This window comes from Paracoccus sp. (in: a-proteobacteria) (assembly GCF_047973135.1).
GTDB lineage: Bacteria > Pseudomonadota > Alphaproteobacteria > Rhodobacterales > Rhodobacteraceae > Paracoccus.
Window position 1 is genome coordinate 1 of the sequence record NZ_JBKEBL010000237.1, and the last position, 5475, is coordinate 5475.

Consider the following 5475-nt stretch of genomic DNA (forward strand, 5'->3'; position numbering starts at 1 on the left):
CGGGCATGAATGGTCCCCCGACGCCATATCGGAGACCGGCCCCGAAACGCGTGACAGCGTCGGCAATCTGCTGGCCGATGGCGATACGGTCAGCGTGATCAAGGATCTGAAGCTGAAAGGATCGTCCAGCGTGATCAAGGTCGGCACCAGGGTCCGGGGCATCCGGCTGGTGGATGGCGACCACGACATCGACTGCAAGATCCCGGGCATCGGCCAGATCGGCCTGAAATCGCAATTCGTCAAGAAGGTCAGCGACTAAGCCCTGACCGGGCCGCGCCGCCCATCCGGCCCGGCCCGCCGCACCGCTTCTGGCACCGGGATCATCCGCAAAGAATTTTACCCCAAACTCAAATTTTAACAGGATATTTCCCTATGCGCCCTGATCGCCTTTTTGCGTTCCGTCACGATACCGGCTGCCTTCTGACGATCCTGGCTGCCACCCTTGCTGGCAATGCAGCGCATGCTGCGGAAACGCCCGCCATCCCGACGATTCCCGCCATCGTGATCCCCGCCGTCATCGGCGTCGAACCGGTTCAGGAAAGCTTTGAAACTGCACTTGGCAAGCGGCTGGCGCAGATTGACGGGCTGCGCGTCGAACCGGCCCGCTGCGATGCCGATGGCGCTTTCGTGCCGGGCCTTGGCATGGTCGTGCAGGATGATGCGGGCGTCACCGCGAATCTGGGCGACGAGGGGCAATATGTCATTGATCGGGACGGTTCCGGCATCGCCAATCTCGGCACCACCCAGATCACGGTCCAGACCGACGGGTCGGGCACGATCAACCGTCAGGGCGGCGATGGCAGCGCCAGTGTCCAGATCACCGTCGAGGCGAACGGCGCGGGCACCAATAATGGCCCGCTTGGCCAGATCATGCTGGACGGTCAGGGCGGCGGAACGTGGAATTCGGACCGGATCGGGCAGATCTCGGTCGAGGCCGATGGCAGCGGAACCTGGAACGGCGCGCATCGCATCGTCAATAACGGCGATGGGACCGGCATCGTGGACGGGCAGGAAAGCCCGATGGACGCCCTGCCCCCGGTTCCGCCTGCGGGCCGCTTTCCGCTGCTGACGACATTCCGTCTGCCGCCGATGGCCTGCGGCTATGTCATCACGCTGAACGACAGCATCCTGTTCGATTTCGACAAATCTGACCTGCGCGAAGATGCCGCCCAGGTCGTTGACGCGCTGTCCGCCGCCTTTGTCGAGGTCGCGCCAAAGCGGCCGGAAATCCGGGGTCATATCGACAGCAAGGGCAGTGCCGAATACAATCAGGATCTGTCCGAACGGCGCGCGGCGGCGTCGGCCAGATCGGGGTTCAGGGTTTTGGCATGACCCAGCCGGTCGCCGCGAACCAAATCGACGGCAAGGACAATCCGGCCGGGCGTCAGCTTAACCGCCGCGTGGAAATCCACGTGCCCAACGGCTGACCGGGGGCTGGTCAGACATCCTCCCATCGCCGCGACAACATCGACCGTTCCATCGCGTCAATGATCCGCATATTGCGCAGGCCAAAGGCGAAATCGGGGTCGCAGGGGCCAGCGCCGCAGATATAGGAGATCAGGTCATGAACCTCGATCACCTTGACGTCGAAATAACCAAGCCCCCCGCCCGCGAAATCAAAGGGAAAGAAGGCCGCGAATTGCGGGATTTGCGATCCCGTCAGCAGTGTCTTGAAGCCCCGGTCGCGCTTGGGGTCGCCAAAGCGGGCGACCTTCAGTTCATTGAAGCGTTCGCCATCCATGATGATCGTGCCCTCGGTGCCCGACACCTCCCAATAGATGCCGAAAACCTTGCCGACCGACACGCGCGACGCCTCGATCGTGCCGCCCGCGCCATCGGCAAAGCGGATCATCGCCTGCATCTGGTCCTCGTTCTCGACCTCGCGGCGCGGCGCGTCCTGGGCGGCCCGTGCGCTGTAACCGCCCGCACCCTGCGGCACGGGCCGGGTCGGGAACCATGTCTGTGACTGGGCGATGGTGCTTTCGATGTCGCCCATCAGATATTGCGCGACCGAAATCACATGGCTGCCCAGATCGCCAAGCGCGCCGGACCCCGCCCCGGTCCGCGTGCACCGCCACGAAAACGGCAGGTCAGGATCGTTGAAAAAGCCCTGATCGAACCAGCCGCGAAAGCGTATGGGCGTGCCGATCTCGCCCGCGTCGATGATCTGCCGGGCCAGCATCGCGGCGGGCGTCTTGACATTGTTGAAGGCGACCATGGTCTTGACCCCGCGCGCCTTTGCGGCGGCGGTCATTTCTTCAGCCTCGGCGACCGTGACCGACAGCGGCTTTTCGCAATAGACATGCTTACCCGCCGCAATGGCCGCCATCGCCATCTGGTGATGCAGGGAATTGGGCGAGGTGATGTCAACGATGTCCACCACAGGATCATTGACCAGCGCGCGCCAGTCGCCGGTGGATTTTTCGAACCCGAAACGCGCGGCGGCATCGGCGGCCAGCGCATCAGTCGCATCGGCCAGCATATATGGATGCGGTATCGCAGGCAGGTCGCGATACAGCATCGCGGCGCGGCGGAAGGCATCGGCATGGGCCTGCCCCATGAACCCCGATCCGATCAGCCCGATATTCAGCCTTCTGGTCATGGCGCTCTCCTCTGGCGATGTCGCGACGAAATTACGATTGCCGCCCCGCGCAAGAAACGCCATTCTTGAAGAAATTTCCTCAAGCGGTGCGGAATGGGACGGAAGGTGACGGCGCAGGATGTCGCACGCGAGGCCGGAGTGTCTGCCTCGACCGTGGATCGCGTTCTGAACAATCGCGGCGGCGTCAGTGAGGCGAAAGAGCGGCGGGTCTTTGCGGCAGCGCGGCGGCTGCGGCTGGACCGCGCGCTTGACCCGCGCGATGCCCGCACTCTGCGTGTGGCAGCCTTTGTCCAGCCCCCGTCGAACCCGTTCCACGGGGCGCTGACAGCGGCAATGCAGGCGCAGAATCGCGGGCCGAACCCCTTCAACATCCAGATCCGCATCTTTCACGCCGACACCGCCCGGCCTGCAGCCACGGCAAGCCATGTCCGGGCCGCCGGAGCGGATCATGACGCAGTGATCGTCAGCCTGGCCCATGATGACGGGCTGGCGCAGGTCTTGCACGGGCTGATCGCGGCGGGCAAACCGGTGGTGACGCTTGCGACCGACATCCGCTGCCGGGGCGCGATCTATATCGGCCCCGACAATACCCGCTCGGGACGTCTGGCTGCTGAATTGATGGGCCGCTTTCTGGGCCGTGACGGGGGCGAAGTCATTGTCATCGCGGGACTGTTCGACATGATCGGGCAACAGGAACGCTGCGACGGTTTTCGCACCGTTCTGGCCGACCGCTTTCCCGCCTGTCGCATCGCGGGCGTGTTCGAAAGCCGGGAACGGGGCGATCTGGCGGGCGATCACGTGTTTCGTGCCCTCCGCGGGAACCCCGAGATCCGGGGCATCTATAACGCCTCGGCCGGGGCGCGGGCTGTGGCAGACGCCTTGTCGCGGCTGGGACGGACCGGCGAGGTGGCCTTTATCACCCATGAGCTGACCAATGATCGCCGGACGCTGCTGCGGGCCGGTGCTATTGATGCGGTCATCGACCAGAATCCCCGGCTGGAGGTCGAAACCGCCCTTCGCGAAATCGCCGCCGTCTATCGCCGCACGGATGCCGATTCGCTGCCAAAAGTTACGCCTGTGGATATTTTCATGCGCGAAAATTGCTGAACAAGCCCGCAGGCGGCCAGCCGTGTCGCTTGCAACATGACCCGGTCCGATGATAATTTCCATCAGTTCCCCTGATGTGAAACCGTCATGAGCCGACCGACCATCGCCGATCTTGCCAAAGCGGCCGGGGTCAGCACTGCGACTGTGGATCGCGTGCTGAACGGTCGTCAGAATGTGCGCGAGGAAACCGTGCGCAGGGTCCATGACGCCGCGCAAGAGATCGGCTATCACGCGTCGAATGTGATCCGCTACCGGATGCTGGCCGACAAACCGGAATTTCGTATTGGGCTGATCCTGCAAAAGCCGCGCCACGCATTCTATCAGGACGTGCTGCGGACCTTCGAGGCACAGGCACGCGCCGATACCCGCCGCCGGATCCAGCTCGTCAGCCGCTTTGCCGAAACCGGCGCGCCCGACGAGCTGGCCGGGCTGCTGGCAACAATGCGCGGTCGGGTCGATGCGGTGGCGGCGACGGGGCTGGATCATCATCTGGTTACGCAGGCGGTTCAGGATTTGCGGGCAGCGGGCGTACCGGTCTATTCCCTGTTGTCCGATTTCGCCCAGGGAATCAGAGAAAGTTATTTCGGAACCAATAACTTGCGCGTTGGCAGGATCGCCGGGTGGTTCATCTCGAAACTGGCGCGGCGTCCTGGCAAGGTGGGGTTGTTCATCGGCGGATCGCGCTATCACGGCCATGAACTGCGCGAGACAGGCTTTCGCAGTTATTTTCGCGACGAGGCCCCCGAATTTCATCTGCTGGACACGCAGATCAATCTGGAAACCCGGCAACTGACCTATGAGGCGACGGTGAATCTGCTGTCGCGGCATGGCGATCTTGTGGGCCTCTATTGCGCGGGCGGCGGCATGGAGGGCGCAATAGAGGCCGCCCGAGAGATGGCAACAGGCCGCGATCTTGTGCTGATCGTCAACGAATTGACGCCTGAATCGCAAGCCGGTTTGCGCGACCGCTCGGTCAGCGTCGTGCTGGCGACGCCGATCCGGCAACTGGCTTTGGAACTGATCGCCCAGATGGTCGCGACGGCAGACAAGGGGATGGCCGAGATGCCCGGCCAGCGTTTTTTTCCGCCGATGATATTGAAGCCGGAAAGCGACTGGATGATTAAGCCGAAATAATTCATGAAGGTGGCGTTTCGAACGGCGTAGGCACGGCGTCGCCCCGTCTGGTTTGAGCGGCGCACATGATTTCGTCGGCCGTTTATTGTTTTGGCCGCTGACGTCTTGTGAGTTTGAGCAGGTTGATGTTTCGGGGTTTGCGGGGCGCGTTCAGCGTCGGGCAAGTCCTGGTGGCGCGAGAGCCTCGAACAGGAGGCGGATCAGCGTCTGGCGGGGACAGGACGCTGGCAGCGTCACGGTGATCCTGGTCTTCTTTTCAACGATGGTGGCGGCCAGCTTGACCAGATGCAGGCGCAGCGTGTCGAACTGGGCATGCCGCCAGGGGGAGCGCTTCGGGCAGGCGGCGCGGAGCTTCCACCAGATCCAGTAGGCGCAGCCGTGCTGCATGAGCCGCATCTGGTTGGCATTGGCGATAGAGCAGGATGTCCTGTCCGAATCGAGGTGGTTTTTCCAGTCTTTGATGTGATTTTCTGCCTGGCCGCGGGCAGTGTAGATCTTCTCGTACATATGTTTGCCGCGACCGCCTTCGAGGTTGGTGACGATGTAACGTGTGTCCCGCCCCTGCGGGCCAACCTCGATGCGCGCGATCACCCGGCGCGCTTTCGACCAGGACCCGGCCGCATAGGAGAAAG

6 protein-coding genes are annotated in these 5475 nt (G+C 63.1%); 4 read left to right on the forward strand and 2 right to left on the reverse strand.

What is annotated here, in order from left to right:
- Together ACK5L9_RS17620 and ACK5L9_RS17625 are read left to right on the forward strand one after the other, a co-directional pair.
- A partial coding sequence (locus tag ACK5L9_RS17620; RefSeq protein ID WP_416912760.1) for a zinc ribbon domain-containing protein YjdM occupies window positions 1-259 on the forward strand: 259 nt, incomplete at its 5' end.
- Between the two features lie 113 nt (window positions 260-372).
- Entirely contained in the window at window positions 373-1332 is a 960-nt protein-coding gene (locus ACK5L9_RS17625) for an OmpA family protein (RefSeq protein ID WP_416912761.1), read from the forward strand.
- A gap of 106 nt (window positions 1333-1438) precedes the next feature.
- On the opposite strand, the gene ACK5L9_RS17630 is transcribed toward ACK5L9_RS17625, so the two are convergent.
- Window positions 1439-2602 carry a Gfo/Idh/MocA family protein gene (locus ACK5L9_RS17630; protein WP_416912762.1) on the reverse strand — a complete coding sequence of 388 codons (1164 nt, stop codon included), beginning with the start codon at window positions 2600-2602 and terminating at the stop codon, window positions 1439-1441.
- Window positions 2603-2695: 93 nt separating this feature from the next.
- Here ACK5L9_RS17630 and ACK5L9_RS17635 point away from each other — a divergent pair, with 93 nt between their 5' ends.
- On the forward strand, window positions 2696-3709 hold the full coding sequence (locus ACK5L9_RS17635) for a LacI family DNA-binding transcriptional regulator (protein WP_416912763.1): 1014 nt from the start codon (window positions 2696-2698) through the stop codon (window positions 3707-3709).
- Window positions 3710-3796: 87 nt separating this feature from the next.
- Entirely contained in the window at window positions 3797-4843 is a 1047-nt protein-coding gene (locus ACK5L9_RS17640; protein ID WP_416912764.1) for a LacI family DNA-binding transcriptional regulator, read from the forward strand.
- 150 nt (window positions 4844-4993) lie between these two features.
- Here the strand turns inward: ACK5L9_RS17640 and ACK5L9_RS17645 are convergent.
- The coding region (locus ACK5L9_RS17645) for a transposase (protein WP_416912765.1) at window positions 4994-5475 on the reverse strand (482 nt) is incomplete at its 5' end.

Coding starts and splice junctions, on each gene's coding strand:
- ACK5L9_RS17640 (WP_416912764.1), top strand. CDS start 3,797: ATGAGCCGACCGACCATCGCCGATCTTGCCAAAGCGGCCGGGGTCAGC.
- ACK5L9_RS17625 (WP_416912761.1), top strand. CDS start 373: ATGCGCCCTGATCGCCTTTTTGCGTTCCGTCACGATACCGGCTGCCTT.
- ACK5L9_RS17630 (WP_416912762.1), bottom strand. CDS start 2,602: ATGACCAGAAGGCTGAATATCGGGCTGATCGGATCGGGGTTCATGGGG.
- ACK5L9_RS17635 (WP_416912763.1), top strand. CDS start 2,696: ATGGGACGGAAGGTGACGGCGCAGGATGTCGCACGCGAGGCCGGAGTG.